Here is a 686-nt window from a genome sequence, read left to right on the forward strand (position 1 = left end):
GGTAGTGTGAAGTTTGTGGATACGACAGATGGTTCAGTGAAATTCACAGAACCCCTCAATGGTCAAACAGGTGATGAGTTTGGCTACGATCCAGCGGCTAAGATTAAGGAATTTGAAAACCTTGGTTACACTGTTGTGAACCGTGATGGCTACAGCTCAACCGGTACCTTCGATAACATCGATGGTAACTCACAAGACTTCGTCTACGAGTTGACACCAAAAGTTAGCCCAATCACCCCAACTGATCCAGGTAAGCCAGGTCAACCAATTGATCCAAACAACCCAGATGGTCCAACATGGCCAACTGATAAGGGTGTTGATGATGTGACCCGTAGGATCAGCCGTACCGTTACTTATGTGAAAGCAGAAGGTGGCGAAGCTGCACCAGGCTCAAGCAACTCCGTTACATTTGAGCGTTCAGGTGAAATCAACCACGTTACAGGCCAAGTCACATGGCAAGCATGGACAGCTAAGGACGGCGATGCGACACTTGAAGGTAACCCATTACCAGTTGTGACAGGCTACTTGGCACAAAGTGCAACCAACAATGGCACAGGTGTAGCACCAAGTACTACAGCGGAAGCTATTGTAGCGACAGAAACAACTGGCAACATCACAGAAGAAGTAACTTATGTGAAACTTGGTTCATGGATTCCACAACCACCAACAGGTACAGTGGAAGTTCC

General features: G+C 47.4%; 1 protein-coding gene. It reads left to right on the plus strand.

Features of this window, described 5'->3' with window-relative positions; genetic code table 11:
- A partial coding sequence (locus ACEE44_RS10330; protein WP_449172167.1) for a mucin-binding protein occupies positions 1–686 on the plus strand: 686 nt, incomplete at both ends.

The sequence above is a fragment of the Streptococcus sp. 32226D021BW genome, assembly GCF_053545015.1.